Source organism: Paenibacillus sp. FSL E2-0190 (assembly GCF_037992965.1).
GTDB classification, from domain to species: Bacteria; Bacillota; Bacilli; order Paenibacillales; family Paenibacillaceae; genus Paenibacillus_AQ; species Paenibacillus_AQ odorifer.
This window is the reverse complement of record NZ_CP150306.1, coordinates 2,911,001-2,929,745: the sequence shown is the minus strand read 5'-3', so window position 1 is coordinate 2,929,745 and position 18,745 is coordinate 2,911,001. Positions and strand designations below refer to the sequence as shown.

Sequence of the window (18,745 nt, the reverse complement as noted above, 5' to 3'; positions counted from 1 at the left end):
GCACCTCCAGGATCATTGTACACTTGAGCTTTGGATCAAATTCCAATATTGAATGGAGGATGCCTGCACTTGCTTTAACGCTTGCTCAGCAGACATTTCTCCGTTAATCATCTGTTCTATAACACTCAGGAACGTTTTTTTCACTTCTGGTGACAATACATTATCATAAGGGACAAAGCTCTTGCGGTTAACTTCCATCATATTCATGACTTGCGCGAATACGGGTCCTGTCTTCTCAGGATCAAAGGCGATGCGCATAGACGGAATTCTCAACCCTTCATATACAATCCGAGTCTGAACCTCCTGGGTGTAAAAAGCTTTCATGAGATCGAGCGCAGCCTCCCGCTTCGCTCCGCTTAGTTCGGAGGAAAGGCCGATGCCAAATGTATAACCGCCGGCAATCGAAGGTTGTTCCCCCTTCTTCAATGTGGGAAACGGAATAACACCTACCTCATTTTGAAAATCCGTAGGAGCTGCTGTTCCTGCAAATAAATTGATATCCCAGTTTCCGTTCAGATACATCGCAGCCTTGCCGCTCGTAAATAATCCCACCGCATTTTCTGTGGATAATGCATTCGATTTCGTGCTGAAGGCACCTTCTTTGATCCATTGCTCCAAGTGCTGAAAAGCCTTTAAATACGCCTCATTCTGAAAGCTGGCTTGATCTTCACCAGTGATCAGCTTCTCGATCAAGTCGGCGCCGGCATAACGATCCATTAAATAATGTGCAAAAATTCCTGCGGGCCAACGATCTTCGTTGCCAAGTGCAAATGGAATATATCCTGCCAACTTCAGCTTTAGTATGGCAGCATCAAGCTCTTGCAGCGTTTCTGGCGGCTTCAAACCCAGCTTTTCGAATATGGTTTTATTAAAATATAAAGGTTCAGCATTCCCTTCAATGGGCAAGCCATAAATATGGTTGTCAAAGGTCCAGAGATCCAGATCCTTGAATTGATTGGTTAACGCATTCTCCCGGACGAAATCCGTCAGATCAATCAGACGCTTAGAGCGCACATAGGGCTCGATTTCCGCTCCACCGAACAAAACAAACATATCTGGCGGGGTGCCAGTAACCATCTCGTTCTTCAGCTTTTGATCACGGTGCAACGTCTGATCTAAACCTTCAAAGTTAACTTTCACATTTGGATGCTCTAACTGGTATTTGTCCACGATATCTTCATAAATAGTCAACAGTGGCCGATCATGCTCTTTAATCCAGAAATGACGGAAAGTTAATGTGATTTTCTCTGGTGAATCATCTTCAATGGGTTCTTGCTTTCCTAAAGTTATAAATAAAACCGCGCCCGAAATCAGCACTAGATATAACCACATCCAGCCCCATTTCAATAACCATTTTTTGATAACATTCTCCCCCTTTCTTTCCGTACGGTCGATTACGGCAGTATTTTTGGTATTCGGATTCGGATGGTTGAACCAAAGCCGGGGGATGAACACACTAGTATGCCGTATGGACTGCCGAACCGAATATTCAAGCGTTCATGCACATTTTTAAGCCCCACGCCGCTATCACTGTATTTCTTCTGAGCACTTCCCTCGTTATCCCAAAGACTCATCATCTTGGCAAGGTCAAAGCCGGGGCCGTTATCTTTTACGATAATGATCATATCCATGCCCATTTCATAGGCCGTAATCTCAATGACCCCTGGGTCCTCCATCTGCTCAATCGCATGATACAGCGCATTCTCAACAATCGGCTGAACGATCAGCTTTTGTGTCATGAACGTCCTAAGACCATCCGAAAGATCTATGATATACGAGAATTTATCTTCAAAACGAAACTTCTGGATATCCAAATAATGACGGACATGCTCGAACTCCATATGCAGCGGAATCAGCTCCTGATTCTGACTGATACTGATTCGCAGCAGCTTGCCGAGTGAGATGACCATTTTGCTAATATCTTTATTGCCTTGCAGCACTGCCATCGAATTAATCGATTCGAGTGAATTATAAATAAAATGAGGGTTAATCTGCGCCATTAGCGCTTGCATTTCTGCTTCCTTCTTACGTCCCTGCTCAGTCTCCACCTGCACAAGCAGTTCATTGATCTGCGTGCTCATCCGATTAAAGCCATCAATCAGCAAATCACTTTCATCATCAGCACGATAGGGTGTAGTGATCGGCGTAAATATCCCTTGCTTCACCCGCTTCATCCCGTTAACCGCACTATTAATACTATGAACGAGCCTCCGTACGAAATAGCGGTCGAACAAAATGGCGGACAACAGCGAAACTGTACTTAAAATAATCGCAATATTCCGGATGGATACAGATTCTGACGAGATGAGATTCATAGGTGTAATGGCTACTAAATACCAGGCTGCATTATGAGAAGGTAGGAAGGTTATGAGTGATTTTTCCCCCTGATAGTTGTCGATGTAATAGTCATGTTCCTTAGCATAATCATTCTGTAAAAAGGGGAACTCTGTGCGTTGTCCAATATGTTCACCGGATTTATTAAAAACGATATTGCCTAGCTTGTTGACCAGCAAAATATCCCCCTTCTTGAGGGTTGCTGCTTCCCAGAAAATCTGATCCAATAAATCAGGTTTTACATTAACAACCAGATATCCGATATCTTCGAGAGAATATGAATCTTTGATTACTCTTGCTTGTACAAGTACCGGATTGCCGGAGATCTCCGAGCCATTTTCTCCCGGTCCTGACCACACGGGCCGCCCTTCGGCGCCTTCCATCGCGTCAAACCAGCTTTGTCTCTTCAAGTCCTCAAAAGACATCGATGCATTGTATTGATAAATTAAACGATCTTTACTATAAAAACTAAATGAAGTAATCATTGGATGATCAATGAGATAACTGCTAAGCTCCTGCTTTCGATCATAAGTGATTACAAAATTCTTCTGCTTCAGTGATTGCTGAACAACCGGCTGCGTAATTTTTGAATTCGTGATCGAGGTGATTTCACTAAGCGCGAATTTAAGCTTTCGATCCGTTTCAAGCAGTGAAATCCAGTAGAAATTGCTTGATTTTTTCTCCATTGCATTAGAAAAATTAACGTAAGTGACGATCCCCATCAGAATAACCGGAATAAAGACGAGAAGAATAATAGCGAACAAGATTTTACGGCGGAGTTTCATGATATTCCCCTTCCCCCTGCTGTCTCTGTCCTCTAGTATTCTTCACAAAACCGCCTATTCCCTGTAAAGATCAAAAAGTAAGATCAGCTCTTAATAGCTCCTGAAGTAAGTCCAGCAATCACCCAGCGGCTAAATAACAGGAATACAATCAGCAGTGGCAAGGTTGCCGTAAACGTTGCTGACATGATCATTCCGTAGTCTAGACCATCGCGATTGGAGAACAGCTGCTGGAGCGCAATCTGAATTGTGAAATGCTCTTGATTCTTCAGTACCACTAAAGGCCAGAAGAAGTCATTCCAAACGGTCATAAAATTCAGTATACCTAGTGTAGCCATAGCTGGAGTAATGACCGGGATAGCGATGTTCCAGAAGATCCGGAAATGTCCGCCGCCATCGATCCGACCTGCTTCAATCAATTCCGTATGTACAGCTGTAGTGATATACTGCCGCATCCAGAAGATCCCGAAGGCATTAACCATCGCCGGAACAATAAGTGCCTTGAAAGAGTCTATCCAGTGGAGCTTGGCCATAATTACGTAAGTAGGTAATACACCAAGCTGCTGTGGCACAAATAATGTAGCAATTACAAAGTAGAACAGAAAATTTTTAAACGGAAATTCATATTTGGCAAAGGCATAACCTGCCAGTGTACAGAAAAACACGACTGATATTGTAACCATAGATGAGACAAATAAAGAGTTGCCCAAGGCTTGAAAGAAGTCTGTTTTGTCCAGTACCCGCTGGAAATTCTCAAAAAACTGGTCTCCAACCGTAAGCAAAGGTGGCACATGGAATACTGCGCCTCTGTCATTAGTGCCAACTACAAACATCCAATAAAAAGGAAAGATGGACACGAGCGCACCAACAATCAGCAGCAGATAAAATCCTAACTTGCCGATGATCCCTAGATCATCCGGATCTTTTTTAAATACACGCAGCGTACTCACGCTTTACCCCCTCCCGTATCTCCACCCATGCGATTTGAGACCAGCATATTGAGGACAGAGAAAATAATCGTGACCAGGAACAGCAAGACTGCCGTAGCTGCTGCCGTACCAAAAAATCCGTTGCGGAATGCTTCGCTATACAAATAAGTAACCATAGTGATTCCTTCCTGACGTGTAGATCCAGTTCCCGCTTGGCCCAAAAATACATAAGGCTCAGTGAACAGCTGCAAGGCACCTATAGTTGAAAGCAAGGTAACAAATACAATGAATGGCTTCAATAGCGGTAACGTTATAAAGGTTAGCTGTTGTCTTCTGTTCGCACCGTCAATACGTGCCGCTTCATATAGATCCGTAGGGATACTTTGCAAGCCTGATAGAAAAATAATGGCATTATACCCCGTCCAGCGCCACATAACCATCGTAGAAATGGCGATTTTAACGCCCCACCAGCCAGAGTTGAAGGCCATACTATCCAGTCCCAAGCCGTTTAGTATCCAGTTGATCATTCCGTTGTTGCCAAACAGTGTACTGAACACGAGCGTAACCGCAACGATAGACGTAATATTAGGCATAAAAAATAAAACCCGGAACGTCTTCTTAAAGCGAGTCATCGCCGAATTCAACAAAACAGCAATCAATAGAGCTAGTAATATCTGTGGAACAGTACCCATAAGCCCCATAATTAACGTGTTGCTAAAAGAAATCCAAAAGGTCGGATCACTTGTGACCAGATCATAGTTTTTCCACCCTACAAATTTCATAGGATTCAGGGCATCCCATTTAAAGAACGAGAGATAGATCGTGAAAAAGATCGGATATAGTCCAAATATCGAGAACAGAATAAAAAAGGGCGAAATAAACGTGTAAGCAGTGATGCGGCTCCTTCTTTGTTCAGTTAAAAAGCGGCGCTTGCTCTCGGCATGCGGACTTGAAATAACAGGTTGTGCCATGTCACACCTCCAGGTAATCTAACGTGTAAATCCGAATTCACAGAGAATGTTTCACTCTATGAATCCGGACCTTCTAGAAATTGAATTTCATAAGCTTGAAATCTTAGCTGCGTTCAGCCAATGTTTTCGCTTGTTTTACTGCTTCGTTCCATTCTTTGGTCGGATCTGCTTTTTTCTCCAACACATTTTTCAAGGCGTTTTTGAAGAAAGTATCGGTTTGGTCGTGAAGCGGACCGTAGTATACAGGTTTTACCCGGTTTGCTGCTTTACCGAATTCTACAGCGGTTTGTTGTCCACCGAAGAAATCATCTTTGAAATCTACGAATGCAGGATCTTCATACAGGGCAGGAATGGAAGGCATAAGGCCTTTGGTTTTGAAAGATTCCAGTTGGTTTTCCTTGTTATCCATCCATGCGATAAAGTCATAAGCTTCTTTCGAGTGTTTGCCTTCTTTTGGCAGCGTCAGGAACGAGCCACCCCAGTTACCAGCACCTTCAGGGAGCTGAGCAATTTTCCATTTGCCAGAGGAGTCTGGAGCATTACTCTTAACATTTCCCGCCATCCAAGCTGGTCCCATAACTACTGCAAATGAACCGTCGTTCATGCCTTGACCCCATTCAGGAGACCAGAGCATAACATTGCTGATCCAGCCTTCTTGAATACCTTTAACCGTGAAATCATAAGCTTTTTTGACTTGCGGATTGGTATCTCCGATAAAGCTGCCATCAGCTTTGCTGAAATAGATTTCATCAGCAGATTGGTCACGCAAAGCATTAAAGGTAAGATCCGTAAGGTCTACAAATGGTTTGCCTGTTTTATCTTTAAAAGCTTTGGCAACAGCTGCGAACTTATCCCAAGTATCAATAGCAGCGCCGAATCCTTCTGAATCACTTGGCAGTCCAGCTTCTTCAGCCAAATCTGTGCGGTAATATACAACCGTTGGACCGATATCTGTTGGAAGACCTAGCTGGAAGCTGCCATCTACGGAAGAAGCTTGTTTCCATTTCCAATCCAGATAGTTGGCTTGAATATCTTTGGCACCCAGATCATTCAGGTTATAGAACTTGTCCTGAGCGTTGATGAAACGTTCCATGAAACCGATTTCAAGTTGGAAAATATCAGGCGCACCCGATCCAGCCGACAAAGCAGTGGTCAAATTATTATGGTGAGCGGTTTGGTCACCGGTATTTTGCACTTTGATCGTAATGTTTGGATGTTCCTTAGTGTACTCCTTCGCTAAATCCTCGTAGTTCACGTTGCCCAGTGTCCAGAAAGAAAGTTCGATTTTCTCAGCCGGTTCTGTTCCCTCATCCTTAGTAGGTTCACTTGTGCTTGCTGCGTTGTTACCTGCATTTTTGTTTGATGTGTTGTTGTTCTCGGCGTTGTTGCCTCCGCATGCTGCCAGTGAACCTACGAGCATGATAGCGACTAACGATAGCGCCAAGTGTTTTACTTTATTCATTCCCCTGTACCCCTTTCAAAGGTTTCTCTTACAAGAATTAGTGTACAGGGTTTAAATTCTTTTTTTGAGGAGGTAAACTTCCGATTTATGGTGGAAATAATTACGAAACCATTCATATCTATGTTATGTCTAAGGAGGGAGTATAAAATTTCGTCCAAATATGTTCCTCACAGAATACGTGTACTTCATCTTAAATTGGATTTCTTGTGCTTCCGCAGGTATACTATTTTTATTTCTTACTTCATTACATGATCAAAGGAGTTATTACCCATGCCCATTAACCGCCCGCTGCTAAGCGACAGCGATTTCCAAGAAGCCGTTGACCGCAAATTACCTGTTCGTGTATTTCAGGACGATCATTTAGTAAATTCAGGAGCAACCGTTGTCCGCTTCACTGATTTCGATGTTGTTATTCAATCTAGAGTTAGTGATCTGACTTACTACTCACGCAAGAGCTGCGAATTTTTTGAGGTCAGACCCTAAAGAAAGCCGGAATGCAATGATCTCTAGGATCATCGCGTTCCGGCTTTCTTTAACAGACATAGGGTATAGCTTTCATCTTTAATTTTTGTTGTAGGTGCTGTACGCTTTCATTTTCTCATTCAGAACTTCCTGGAAACTCATTCTCTTCTTGTCTGCTTTTCCTTGCTTGGGATTGACCACGGGCTGAGGTCTAAAAAACTGATGATTGTAAGCCATAAGATTATGTACGATCACATTCATTGGATTTCAACCTCCTTCCGTGATGTTCCTGAAATTTGCATTTCTGCTTGGTTACTTACGGCTTATTTACCCAGCTTCTCCAAAGTTTAAACAGTTTTATCAGATTCATATTAAAAAATGAAAAAGTGCAGCTTTTAGAATATGCTAAATACATCTTTGTAAATCACGTATGTCTTTCCACGAAATAAGTTTAATCTCCTTATTAATAATCAATTCCTTAATTTCAATATCATTTAGAAGACGATATTCCAATTCTTTCTGTATAACATTTCGTTATTGCTATTAATTGATCTGTTATTTTAGATGGATGTATAGTTAACTGTGTTATTCCAGGTTTTAAATTCTTTAACAATTCAGTTAATCTCATTTTCATTTTGCTATATTCCGCAGCAGGGTAAAAACAGTAAGGAAGAGAAATTATATCATCGATTAATAAAATCCCCCTTTCTTTTGCTGAAGAAATTCTTTTTTGAAACAATCTCAACTGATCATTATTAAAAAAGGGTTGTTCTAATATCCTAATAGGTAAATTAAAGGGCAGGCGGTACTTTTCACACAAATCAAATATTATTTCTATAAAATCTCGCCCAGTGTATAACCCCATGATACTCCCCCCATGACTATCCAGATGAGTTGGATCAATGTCTTGTACGATTGCACTTTGGATTTGCGATTCTAACTCTAATCTAATCTCGTCATCAGCAGCGTTTCTTTCCAGAAGAGTGGCATCTTGATGAAAATACCCTTCCCCCGTAATTAAGCTACTCAAGATTTTTTCTTTGAATACTGGTTGATACGGATATTTCTCGCCACTCGTTAGCGTTAGATGAATTCCAATATTCTTTATTCCTTTCCAATTAATTATCTTTATAGCGTCATTTGAGTCTGGGCAAGGCATCATAATAGATGTGGATGTTATAGCTTGTCCTTCAAATAAGTTAACAATAGCTTCATTAGTTCCTTTAGTTATTCCGAAATCGTCGGCATTAATTATTAACAGACGGTCGTCAGCCGCAAAGCCTAATTTTCGAATCATAAGCCTTCCCCCTATTACTAAATGATTTTACAAAAAGAAAAAAAATAAGAACGTAGACACCGTGAAGTGTTTGCGTCCTTATTTTGAATAGCGTGCTAAACCAATTATTCGCACCTTAGAGCAGTGGAAACCTTGAATCTAGCGCTGAGACGGGAACCTTGCTTTCCCCTTCTCATCATTATTATGATCCACTCGCCCTCTCATCAGTTCAAGCAGATATTCGGGTTCTGAGTTCATATGCAGCATTTGAAGTGCAGTTTTTGGTGCAAAACCTTCAGCCACACTATGGGAGATCAAGGCTTGCAGTGGATTAAAATAACCTCGAACATTCAGCAGCCCTATAGGCTTCTGATGAATACCAATCTGCATCCAGCACAGAATTTCAAATAGCTCATCGAAGGTTCCAAGACCTCCCGGCAAAGCAATAAAAGCATCCGCCATACCGCTCATTACCGCCTTACGTTCATGCATACTAGAGACCTCAATCAGATTCGTCAATCCGGAGTGTCTGATTTCATCTTGAAAAAGATCCACTGGCATAATTCCTACAGCTTCGCCACCATTAGCGAGTACCCCGTCCGCAACCTGTCCCATAAGGCCATTCCGCGAACCTCCATAGACCAACCTACAGCCTTGTGCCGCTATATGATAACCTAATTCCCTAGCCATTTCCGTATATTCAGAGTTAAGACCTGGATTCGATCCGGCAAACACACATATTGTAAAAGCCATTCCTATCACTCCAGACTGGTTATTATGGTGAAATTGAGATTAATTCACTTATTGTACCTCAGAATATTAATATATGTGTTAAATGTAAGTCATCTTTTTGTTTGTAATGTTAATTGGTACAGCGTACTATTCCACTCCGCAGATAGACCTGTAGCTTTGGCCAAAGCCGCTGCTGGCACTAGAGAAGTATAGCTTACTTTAATGGATTCTGCTGATGGTAATGAAATTTTCTTCCCAGCTTTCGTCAACGTCAGTTCCCCCTCCAAAGACAGGGTATATCCCAGACTTTCTGCTACATCCCTAATCGGTACTTTTACACTTCCATCCATAAAAATAGCAGACTGTGCGGAATCCATTTTTTGACCATCTACAATTACAGTAACAGGCTTTAAAATAGGAGATATAGTAAAAGGACGTGAATCAACCGCGCTAATTCCGAGTTGACCAAACCTATTTGTTCCCCAAGCCACAGCTGTTCCATCCTTCAGGACTGCATACTTACTATTCTCACCCATGGCAAAAGAAACAGGATCACTCAATCCTTTTATTAACTTAGGCTGCGTAAAAACTAAACGGTTGTCGGTTGATGGTTGGGTACTCCAAGTCCACACGGTGCCATCTTTTTTAACAGCTGCAAAGTTGTCTAAATCCAGCGTAAGTTTTGAGATCGATTTTACGGCTGTAATCTTTTGCAGACCTTGTAGTGAGGTACCAGCTTTCCATACCCAGTATTCTCCTTTTTTATTGCCAACAAGATTGAACCCGTTTTTCGTCTGGACAGATTCAATATCCGTAAGACCTGGCATCTTGCTCATCGTGACTTCGTTATAATTATTGCTGTCAATTGTTCCCCAGACGCTCCCGCTCTCGGTTAAAGCCAGTATACTGCGATCGCTCATAGAGACGGACTTTACATGGTATAAATCCTTAACTGGGGTCGGTTTCTTCATCACATTCGTGTTCTCTGTTTGCGGGATAGCACTCCAAATCCACAGCGTACCGTTAGTTCGAATGGCGGCATGATAAATACTGCTTCCGATCCACTTCACTTCGCTCAAACCCTGTACCTTAGTGGCAGCAGGCAGCTCTGTATAGCCCACATCTGATGCTTCTGGAGGATTCCACTGGAGTAGACTTCCATCGTTTCTCAAAGCTAATGCACTATGCAATCCTGACGATATACTAACCACATCACTCATTCCTGAGATCCCTTGAGGAAGCAGAACCTTGTGTTGTTTAGCACTTGCCCCATTGCCAGCTTCTGCTACACTCTTATCCCGATAATCTCCCCAAGCCTTAACCGTACCGTCTTCGTTCAGCGCTACATAGTACGCTTCGCCGATCGCCAGCTGTTTCGTATGTTCAAGCCCAGCTATTTTATGGGGAGTAATCGTCCACCCCTCAGGCCCGGCGGTACCATTAGCAAATTGACCAAAAACATTACTCCCCCAGGACCAAACATCTCCGTCAGTTCCCACCGCAAAAGAGCTTCCACCCCAAAAACCAGGCGAAGCAACAATCTCCTTAATCCCACCCAACTTCCCAGGTGATGGAGCTGCACTTATAACTTGAGGGACAGACAATGCAGTCACCAGACTTGAACAAACCAACAAACTAAACAGCCTTAGCTTCCTTGAAAATAAGTGCATCTTGATTTTCCCTTCTTATGATATTATTGTAATTATTATTTCTATTACACTAAGACGCTATAAAGCTGACAAAAGTTGTAGTTTATCTTAAATCCCGGGATTCAGATTGGTTTGAATTATGATATAATTACGCTGCCTTAGATCTACTCTTATTCAACCGCAATACCGGAACCAAATGATCATGGAGGGAAATCATGCTTAAATTTATAGGTATTATGATGCTTTTCAGATTAGTGGGCAACCCTTTTCTGGCTTTATTCATCCTGCTTGTTATCTTATATTTCTTAGATCGGCGATACGTGGGAATTTTCCCTAGTATTACAAAGCCCTTCAAACGGGTGCGGCAAATCTCCAAGCTGCGCACAACAGTATCATTGAATCCAAATGATGTTTCTGCTAAATTTGATTTAGCCCGGAATCTGTCAGAACGTAAAAAATACAAGGAAGCCAAGGATATCCTGCTACAGATCGAAGACCGTTACGAACAATCTGCAGAATATTGGCTGGAGCTGGGTCATGTGAATCTTAAGCTGGGCGCTTTGGAAGAAGGCGAAGATCAGATGCTTCGAGGTCTAGAAATCAACCGAAAAGCCCAATATGGTCAGCCATATCTTCGGTTAGCGGAAACCTTTCGCCATACAAATCACGATAAAGCGTTGCATTACGTTACTCAATTTCAAGAGATTCAATCTTCCTCTAGTGAAGCCTATTATTTAGCCGGCTCCATGTACAAAGCACTGGGCAGAACTGAGGATGCTAAACGTGCTTTCGACGAATCCACCGCCATTTACCGTTCGCTACCCAAATATAAAAAACGGCAAGAACGCGGCTGGGCGTTACGTAGCTTTTTTGCCAAAATGAAATAAACTTTGTACTTATATTTTCACAAAAAAACCTCTAGCCGCCTATTTAGGCAAACACTAGAGATTTTTTGCTGTGTAGAGTGATTACATATTTACATCTTGTTTAGTGGGTTCTCCACTTTGTTTGACCGCAAATGGCCACCAGTTCCCACGGCCGAAGATCCGCACCATAACAGGAACAAAAAACGGCAAGAAGATTAGTGCATACAAGGCCAACCCTACAAGCACCACTGTTGCAATCTGCATCATCGACAATACCCCTGAAGGGTACATCGATGCGAAGGTGCCGCCCAAAATAACTACCGCCGAAAGAATGACTGTTCCCATATTGCGCATAGCATGCAGGATCGCTTCCCGTACATCCCATGTTTTATATTCGTTAAAGCGGGCCATTAAGAAAATACTATAATCTACACCAAGTGCAATCAGCATAACAAAGCTGAAGAATGGCGTTGTCCAGGTAATCCCTTCAAAGTGCAGAAGGTGAACGAATATAGCCTCTGTAACACCCAATGCTGAAAAATAAGTAATCAAAAGAGAAATAATAAGGTAAATCGGCATTACGATTGAACGAAGCAGCAACACCAAGATAATGAAGATCCCACCCAGCATCAAGATTACTGTACGTGTGTAGTCTTCGTTGGAAATATTACGCAAATCGTTCTGGCTGCTTGTAACCCCGCTGATTGCAGACTCTGCATTTTCCAGCTTCGTACCTTTCACTGCACGATCTACTGCTGCTTGAATATCATCAACACTGTCAATAGCTTCTGAACTATATGGATTCTCAGTGAATACTACATCCAGCGTCATTACCTTACGGTCGTCAGACAAGTAGGTATTAAATACCTGCTCTATGCCTTCAGCTTCAAGAGCCTCAGCCGGTACAAAGAATCCACTCAGCTCATCATCCTTAGCCGCTTGAATCTGATTCAAATAATCTTGTGCAGAGCCCAGCCCACTGGTAATTTGCTCCAATCCGTTTGCACTGTCGCTTAATCCAGTAGTTAAGGCTCCTATCTGCCCTGTTAATTGACCAAACCCATCCGCAAGCTGCTGCTGTCCACCTTGCAATTGATCTAGGCCACTAGTAATGGATGGAATTTTATCTACGATCTGTCCTTGGCCTGCTGCGGCCTGCTCCAGCCCAGATTGCAGCTGACCGATGCCCGCAACAAGCTTAGCTAAACCTTGTGCGAGTGCAGTTTGCCCAGCCGAAGCTTTGGCATAGCCAGCATTCGCCTCATTTAAGCCTGCTGCTGCTCCTTTAAGCTGCTCTGAGATCTGCCCAAGACCCGCTGCCAGCTGAGCAGCCCCAGTACCACTCTGCGTTACGGTGCCTTTAATGGTCAGATAATTAACATCCTGCAGAATTTCCGGATAACTGCTCTCAAGACCATTAAAAGAACCATCCAGTCCCTTCAACGCTTCTGCCACACCTTGCAGCTGCTGCGGAAGCTGCCCAAGCCCTTGATCCAGCGCAGTTAAACCGCTGCCGATTTTTTTATATCCCTCCAGTAGCTTCGTATTGGCATCCGCAAGCTGCTTGGCACTAGCAGCTGCCTGTTGAAGTCCTGCTTTGATCTCTCCTGCACCAGCTGAGCCGCTTTTTATTCCGCTCTCAATACGTGCCAGCCCATCGCCTAACGCGACGATTCCATCTTTCAGTTCTGCTGTGCCTTCCGTCAGCTTAGCGCTGCCTTGAGCAGCCTCTGTAAGCTTAGGTGCATTTTCACTCAGCTGTTTACTAGCTTCAGACAATCCCGTTTGAATCTTGGTCAATCCCTCACTGGTCTGATCCAGACCGTCAGATAAAGTCCCCACCTGATTCGGGATTAAGAAATCACTGATCAGCTCTCCCGTTGGACGAGACATGCTGCGCACCGATTTTACGCTGTCCACTTTTTCCAGCTCGCGGCTGATTTTTTCTGCAAGTCCAAGATATTCTGAAGTATCCATCCGATCATCATTTTTGATTACGATCTTGCCAGGCATGGATTCACCCGGCCCGAAGCTATCCGAAATGATGTTAAATCCTTTTACCGAGGCATATTCTGAGCCAATTTCCTCCAAGCTGTTGAAGGACAGCTTTCCGCTATAGGTAACAAGGAACGGAGCTACGATTACTGCAACAATTAGCAGCGCGGCCCATGGTCTTTTTAAGGAAAAAGAACCTGCTGCTCCCCAAATACGGCTCTCACTGTGCTCCAGCTTGCCGCGTGAAGGCCAGAAGAGCTTTTTGCCAAGTACCGCCATGAAGAATGGAACTATGGTTACAAGCGCCAGCAGCATAACCGCAATCCCCACGGCAACGGCTACCGCCGAGCGATACAGAATGAATTTGGATAATCCAATCGCTACAAAACCTACGAATACCGCAAGTCCGGAATAGAACACCGTTCCCCCAGCCTTACGGTAGGTTGCAATAATAGCACTTTTGGTATCTTCTGCTGTCATCATTTCTTCTTTAAAACGACTGATTAACAGGATACAATAATCCGTACCAATCCCGAACATGACCGCAACCATAAAGATTTGAGTAAATGTAGATAATGGAAAATCATAACGGTCCACTAAAAAAGCCACAACGGACTGAGAAACAATATAGCTGAGTCCTACCGTCAGTAGCGGAACAAACGGTGCCACGAACGAACGGAACACCACGAACAGGATAAGTAAAATAAAGACTACCGTAATATATTCCGATTTCTTAAGCCCGGCTTCCGAGCTAGCAATCATATCCTCAGTAATCAAACCCTCACTGGTTAAATAATGATCCGCCTTAACATCTGTGAGTAATTCATCCACTTTATCAGGAAGTGCGGTGACAGACTCTCCTCCGCCTTTGATAGACAACGCCACCATTATCGTCTTGCCATCCTTGGCAATCAACGTATCCTTAAGCTCACTTTGTGAAAAAGGATCGGTGATGGAATCGATCTGCAGCGTCTCCTTATTCGCAGCCAACTTCTCAACGCCCTGCTGGATACTAGCTGTTTCATTGGCTCCGATTCCCTCTGGATTATTGAATACAAGAGCTACCTGATGCAGGGTCTCTCCGCCCTTATCATTCGCCGCTTCCTTTAAGATTTCTGCCGCTCTAGATGAGGAATAGCCATCAGGTACAGTAACCTGCCCCTTCTCACGTACAAGATCAGAGAACGATGGGGCCGTCATGACCAAAACTACGGCCACAGCGAGCCAGATTGCGATAACCGCCCATCTTGCTTTTAGAATCGTCTTCATGGATTCTTCCCTCCATCATCATTCTGAATTAAATTCGCCAGCTTCTCGAACATCATGACGAACATTTCAATATCCTTCTCTTCAAAATGAAACAAATACGGGGAAATCACTTCATGAACCTGCGTCTCCGCTGCTTCAAAAACTTTTTTTCCGTGCTCAGACATCGACAAATACACCTGGCGGCGATCATTCTCGTCACGAGTTCGCTCGATTATACCCGCTTGCACCAATCTGTTGATGATTGCAGTAATGGAGCTTTTACCCACGCAAAAAGATTCAGCAAGATATGTAGACGTACATTGTTCCTGAGCATTAATCAACCGAAGAATTTGATACTGATCATTCGTTGTCTCCGCCGCAATACTATCTTTAATTCTTGCTGCTACTTGTCTTGTTACAATCAAATAAGCATCCATGTAGCGATTGATCCAATGTTGCACTTCGTTATCCAAAGCTTCCTACCTCCAATATATAGTTCAACTATCGAACAGTTTCATTGTCAAACTATAATACCTGCTTTTATAAAAGTCAATTGGCTTTTTTTCGGGCATTTAAAGGCAAAACGCAAAAAAAACAGGCCGAGATTCCTCTCGACCTGCCATTTTATGACCTTCAAAGATTTTTTAGTCCTCATCCTCGGTCTCTTCAACTTCGTATACACATCTTAACATTTCAATTCCGGCTTCATTCTCTCCTAAGCTGTACACCATGAACCCTAGACTACGATAAAAATCTGCGGCGATTTCATCCTCAGTCTCAGCTACCAGATAACGCGGCTGACGAGTAGCGAGCAGCTCCAGAATCATTCCCCGTGCATAACCTTTCCCTCTATTCTCTGGCAAGACGGCAATATGCCGAATGTCCAAAGAACCGTCTTCGGTTTCTTCGAAGCCTACAAGACCAAGCAGGAGTTCTTCTTCTTCCCAGCCATATAACTGCAGCCCGGCTTGTTCGCTGTACTCAGACGATGTCTGCTCCAACGCGTTGGGGTCATCAATGACCGCATACGTCAACAGCTCGTTCACCTCAGGCGAACCAATAAGGGATTTAAGATCTACCAACATTGTTCACATTCCTCCTTCTCTGTTGCTTCTGTACTCGATTCGAAACATACAGTAACCTGTCCATATCCCTAACATGTTTAACAATAGATCATCAATATCAAAGCTTCCGACATGCAGCAGCATTTGCAGAGACTCCAAAAGCAGGATGCAAGGAACAGCATATAAAGAGATTCTTTTCCAAGAAATTGGCCGTGTCTTTGCAAGTGGAATTAGTATACCAAATGGAATAAACACAACAACATTTCCAAGCAGATTCACAAACCGGCTGATCAGCGATACCCCGTTATTCATGTCGAAATAAAGTGACACCGTACGTAATGGAATCAAATTGTACTGCAGCGGGCCACCTGTATGGATCTCTCGCCCAAAACCGATAAACATCCAATAGATAACAGTAGCACTATACAGAGTCAGCCCTATCCGTGTCAATGCTCTCAGCTTCCGTAATCTGCTAGATTCTCCAGATCTACGAATGATCAATTGCCCGGTTTAACTTCTATAATTTCAATACTTCCATCTTTTTTACCCACAATAGCCATTGCTGCAATTCCAATAAATAAGCCGTGTTCCACAACTCCCGGAATACTTTGGATGGTCAGTGCCAGCTTCGGTGCGGACTCAATGACTTCGAACCGGCAGTCTGCGATGTAATTGCCGTTATCTGTCTTGTACAGCTCTTCTCCGCTACGACGCAATTCAGGATTGCAACCCAGCTTGGCAAGTTCAGCCACAGTCCATTCCCATGCAAAAGGAACCATTTCCACAGGCAGCGGGAATTTGCCAAGTGTGTTTACCACTTTACTCTCATCAGCAATAACGATCATACGAGTACTGTTACTCGCAACAATCTTCTCCCGAAGCAGCGCGCCGCCGCCGCCTTTAATAAGCTGTAGACTACTATCCAGCTCGTCCGCTCCGTCAATGGTCAGGTCCAGACTATCAATATCTCCAAAAGCTACGATTGGAATCCCAAGTTCACGCGCCTGTTCTTCGGAAGCACGGGAGGTTGCTACAGCGGTAATTTTTAGACCTTCACTGACGCGCTCACCAAGCTTGTTGATCGCCCAATAGGCTGTAGATCCAGTGCCAAGGCCGATCTTCATGCCATCTTTTACAAATTCCACTGCTTTTTCCGCGGCTAATTGTTTAACATTGATACTCATTTTATTACCCCCATGTTATCCGTTATAATGATCTATGATGATGTTGAAATCACCTATTGTTCAGGAGGATTCCGGATGAGAACCGAAAACCAAATTCAATCTAAAATCAACGAATTGACACTGCAGCGCAGATCTCTGGAATCAAGATTAGCTTCATTAACAGAGAACAGCCCACAGCAAGATAACCTACAAGCTCAGCTCACTAGAGTTGAAGATATGATCATGATGCTGGAATGGGTGCTTAATGCACCCGTAGGGAGATATCATGCCTAAGTGCTGACTGCCATCCATTATTTTACCAATCATTGTGCCGGTAGCTGTGTTTAACATAAAACACGATTGCTTCCGGCTGTTTGATTCTTTTTTATATCCAAATTTGTATTATGCTTTGCGCAGAGCAAAAAATCAATATTTTTCACCCTACTCTATGTATATTGTAAATTCACTGCATCCTCTAGATTGAGAATCATCTCTTTTTCTGTGTGATTAGCCGTCCTGTGTAAGTAGGCTTTATGCTCTGAATACGCATCCAAAGGCATTGGTCTACTAATCTTGTCAAGCATATTACGCTCGACATCAGCCAATAAGTAATCCCCTTTTCCCGCTGCAACTCTGCACAAAATAATCATAGCTACAGGCTTGTTCACAACAACCGCTCCATTCGACCGCGCAAATACAGTGTATTGAAATAACGGAATGGCCTCAGGTTCTTCAACACCAGCTGCACTAGATTGGTCAAAGATAGAATACATAAGGGAAGGATCACTTGATGAAGTACCGAGTTTCTTCTGATTAGACACCAACTTGCTGTTTTGGTAGGCAAGGAATCCCGCTGCTGCCAGCACAAGCACAAGTAAAATCACCAGTATCGCATACATCATCCCATCCCCACCTCCCACTCCAAAATAACAATTCCGGTTATATATTATCATGGAGGGAGGCCTAAGCCAATCTTATATTATCTGAAATTCAGCGCATACAGGTAATACTGATTCTATAAAGTTATTTTGAAATATTCAAAATAACAGTTGAAACTTTGATTTGCATGTCTCATAATGTAAATATGAATGTTGCTTGTCAATCCATATGGAAATCAAGGGAGGAAATTTAAAATGAAGTTTTTCTTGGATACCGGAAACATTGAAGAAATCAAACGTATTACTCGCCTAGGACTAGTGGATGGCGTAACGACTAACCCTTCGCTGATCGCTAAAGAAGGAAGATTGTTCAAGGATGTTATCAAAGAAATCGTTGCAATCGTTCCAGGACCTGTAAGCGCAGAAGTAATCGGACTTACAGCAGAAGAAATGCTTAAAGAAGCATACGAAATTGCTGAATGGGCTCCAAACGTTGTAATTAAACTCCCTATGACTGAAGATGGCTTGGAAGCTTGTTATGAGCTTACTAAAAAAGGCATCAAAACTAACGTTACACTAGTATTTTCCGCGGCTCAAGGTTTGATGGCTGCTAAAGCAGGCGCAACTTATATCTCTCCTTTCGTTGGTCGTCTGGATGATATCGGTGTTGACGGAATGAAGCTGATCAAGGATCTGAAGACTATCCTGACTAACTACAACTTGAAATCCGAGATCATTGCAGCAAGTATCCGCAACATTGCTCATGTTGAGCAAGCAGCTATTGCTGGTGCACACATCGCTACAATCCCAGGTTCACTTCTGCCAACCCTCTGGAAGCACCCGCTGACAGATAACGGTATTGAACGTTTCTTAAAGGATTGGGAATCTGTTCCACAAGCCTAAGAATATCTTTTATTCTTTTATCGAGAGGGCT

Annotated in this window: 19 protein-coding genes; 4 read left to right on the top strand and 15 right to left on the bottom strand. The window is 43.2% G+C overall.

From position 1 onward, the window contains the following. Nucleotides 1-12: 12 nt before the first annotated feature. The 5 genes from NST25_RS12605 to NST25_RS12585 all read right to left on the bottom strand — a co-directional run bounded on the left by NST25_RS12605 (nt 13) and on the right by NST25_RS12585 (nt 6,478). Nucleotides 13-1,332, bottom strand: coding sequence for an extracellular solute-binding protein (locus tag NST25_RS12605; RefSeq protein WP_340394100.1), 1,320 nt, complete (start codon nt 1,330-1,332; stop codon nt 13-15). Nucleotides 1,333-1,394: 62 nt separating this feature from the next. Beyond that, complete coding sequence (locus NST25_RS12600) at nt 1,395-3,119, bottom strand: sensor histidine kinase (RefSeq protein ID WP_076125934.1); 1,725 nt, start codon at nt 3,117-3,119, stop codon at nt 1,395-1,397. A gap of 83 nt (nt 3,120-3,202) precedes the next feature. Further along, nucleotides 3,203-4,066, bottom strand: a complete 864-nt coding sequence (locus tag NST25_RS12595) for a carbohydrate ABC transporter permease (protein WP_038570403.1) — start codon at nt 4,064-4,066, stop codon at nt 3,203-3,205. Continuing rightward, nucleotides 4,063-5,016: a sugar ABC transporter permease gene (locus NST25_RS12590; RefSeq protein ID WP_036686279.1), complete on the bottom strand. Its 954-nt coding sequence runs from the start codon at nt 5,014-5,016 to the stop codon at nt 4,063-4,065. Before NST25_RS12590 ends, NST25_RS12595 begins: the two co-directional genes overlap by 4 nt. A gap of 103 nt (nt 5,017-5,119) precedes the next feature. Beyond that, nucleotides 5,120-6,478, bottom strand: a complete 1,359-nt coding sequence (locus NST25_RS12585; protein WP_076125933.1) for an extracellular solute-binding protein — start codon at nt 6,476-6,478, stop codon at nt 5,120-5,122. Between the two features lie 270 nt (nt 6,479-6,748). On the opposite strand from NST25_RS12585, the gene NST25_RS12580 reads away from it, so the two are divergent. Beyond that, nucleotides 6,749-6,961, top strand: a complete 213-nt coding sequence (locus NST25_RS12580) for a hypothetical protein (protein WP_076125931.1) — start codon at nt 6,749-6,751, stop codon at nt 6,959-6,961. A 78-nt stretch (nt 6,962-7,039) separates the two neighbouring features. On the opposite strand, the gene NST25_RS12575 is transcribed toward NST25_RS12580, so the two are convergent. The 4 genes from NST25_RS12575 to NST25_RS12560 all read right to left on the bottom strand — a co-directional run bounded on the left by NST25_RS12575 (nt 7,040) and on the right by NST25_RS12560 (nt 10,618). Beyond that, entirely contained in the window at nt 7,040-7,201 is a 162-nt protein-coding gene (locus NST25_RS12575) for a hypothetical protein (protein WP_172628809.1), read from the bottom strand. A 229-nt stretch (nt 7,202-7,430) separates the two neighbouring features. Beyond that, nucleotides 7,431-8,237 carry a polysaccharide deacetylase family protein gene (locus NST25_RS12570; RefSeq protein WP_340394097.1) on the bottom strand — a complete coding sequence of 269 codons (807 nt, stop codon included), beginning with the start codon at nt 8,235-8,237 and terminating at the stop codon, nt 7,431-7,433. A 138-nt stretch (nt 8,238-8,375) separates the two neighbouring features. Beyond that, nucleotides 8,376-8,969 carry a TIGR00730 family Rossman fold protein gene (locus NST25_RS12565; protein WP_076125930.1) on the bottom strand — a complete coding sequence of 198 codons (594 nt, stop codon included), beginning with the start codon at nt 8,967-8,969 and terminating at the stop codon, nt 8,376-8,378. An 89-nt stretch (nt 8,970-9,058) separates the two neighbouring features. After that, entirely contained in the window at nt 9,059-10,618 is a 1,560-nt protein-coding gene (locus NST25_RS12560) for a hypothetical protein (protein ID WP_340394095.1), read from the bottom strand. Nucleotides 10,619-10,812: 194 nt separating this feature from the next. Between NST25_RS12560 and NST25_RS12555 the strand changes: the two genes are divergently transcribed. Next, the gene (locus NST25_RS12555; RefSeq protein ID WP_076310406.1) at nt 10,813-11,484 is read left to right on the top strand and encodes a tetratricopeptide repeat protein; all 672 of its coding nucleotides are present in this window, start codon (nt 10,813-10,815) and stop codon (nt 11,482-11,484) included. An 81-nt stretch (nt 11,485-11,565) separates the two neighbouring features. Here the strand turns inward: NST25_RS12555 and NST25_RS12550 are convergent, their stop codons facing one another. The 5 genes from NST25_RS12550 to rpiA all read right to left on the bottom strand — a co-directional run bounded on the left by NST25_RS12550 (nt 11,566) and on the right by rpiA (nt 16,948). Beyond that, nucleotides 11,566-14,727 (bottom strand): MMPL family transporter, encoded by a 3,162-nt coding sequence (locus NST25_RS12550; protein WP_339810724.1) that lies wholly within the window; start codon nt 14,725-14,727, stop codon nt 11,566-11,568. After that, nucleotides 14,724-15,179: a MarR family transcriptional regulator gene (locus NST25_RS12545; RefSeq protein ID WP_038570382.1), complete on the bottom strand. Its 456-nt coding sequence runs from the start codon at nt 15,177-15,179 to the stop codon at nt 14,724-14,726. Before NST25_RS12545 ends, NST25_RS12550 begins: the two co-directional genes overlap by 4 nt. 171 nt (nt 15,180-15,350) lie before the next feature. After that, nucleotides 15,351-15,791, bottom strand: coding sequence for a GNAT family N-acetyltransferase (locus NST25_RS12540; protein WP_076125920.1), 441 nt, complete (start codon nt 15,789-15,791; stop codon nt 15,351-15,353). A 3-nt stretch (nt 15,792-15,794) separates the two neighbouring features. Further along, nucleotides 15,795-16,220: a VanZ family protein gene (locus tag NST25_RS12535; RefSeq protein ID WP_339810727.1), complete on the bottom strand. Its 426-nt coding sequence runs from the start codon at nt 16,218-16,220 to the stop codon at nt 15,795-15,797. A gap of 47 nt (nt 16,221-16,267) precedes the next feature. Then, a complete protein-coding gene (gene rpiA / locus NST25_RS12530) occupies nt 16,268-16,948 on the bottom strand; it encodes a ribose-5-phosphate isomerase RpiA (RefSeq protein ID WP_139331057.1) in 681 nt (226 codons plus the stop codon). Between the two features lie 81 nt (nt 16,949-17,029). On the opposite strand from rpiA, the gene NST25_RS12525 reads away from it, so the two are divergent. After that, nucleotides 17,030-17,227: a hypothetical protein gene (locus NST25_RS12525; protein ID WP_076125917.1), complete on the top strand. Its 198-nt coding sequence runs from the start codon at nt 17,030-17,032 to the stop codon at nt 17,225-17,227. A gap of 152 nt (nt 17,228-17,379) precedes the next feature. Here the strand turns inward: NST25_RS12525 and NST25_RS12520 are convergent, their stop codons facing one another. Then, a complete protein-coding gene (locus NST25_RS12520) occupies nt 17,380-17,835 on the bottom strand; it encodes a hypothetical protein (RefSeq protein WP_076279787.1) in 456 nt (151 codons plus the stop codon). A 231-nt stretch (nt 17,836-18,066) separates the two neighbouring features. On the opposite strand from NST25_RS12520, the gene fsa reads away from it, so the two are divergent. Beyond that, a complete protein-coding gene (gene fsa / locus NST25_RS12515) occupies nt 18,067-18,714 on the top strand; it encodes a fructose-6-phosphate aldolase (protein ID WP_036686257.1) in 648 nt (215 codons plus the stop codon). The last annotated feature ends 31 nt before the right edge of the window (nt 18,715-18,745 follow it).